The organism is Colwellia marinimaniae, from assembly GCF_002207865.1.
In the GTDB taxonomy this organism is placed as follows: domain Bacteria; phylum Pseudomonadota; class Gammaproteobacteria; order Enterobacterales; family Alteromonadaceae; genus Colwellia; species Colwellia marinimaniae.
In genome coordinates, this window is sequence record NZ_BDQM01000185.1 from 1 (window position 1) to 309 (window position 309).

The window sequence follows — 309 nt, forward strand, 5'->3', positions numbered from 1 at the left end:
GCTAATAACTCAGCCAGTTTATCTAAGCCAATTTCATCCGGCCCAATACCATCTAATGGCGATAAATGACCCATCAACACAAAATATTGACCACTAAATTGATTAGTTTGTTCAATTGCAGCCACATCCGCAGGTCCTTCAACTACACATAATATACACTCATCGTGACGCGTAGGATTTGCACAGATAGCGCAAATATCTAATTCAGTCAGGGTATTACATTGTTGGCAATGACCAATCTTAGTCATCGCCTCTTCTAAAGAATGCGCTAAAGAAACGGCATCGTCACGCTTACGCTCTAATATGTGA

General features: G+C 40.8%; 1 protein-coding gene. It reads right to left on the minus strand.

What is annotated here, in order from left to right; all coding sequences use genetic code 11:
- Nucleotides 1-309, minus strand: a 309-nt coding sequence (locus MTCD1_RS18835) for a toprim domain-containing protein (RefSeq protein ID WP_143760168.1), incomplete at both ends; no start/stop codon positions are given.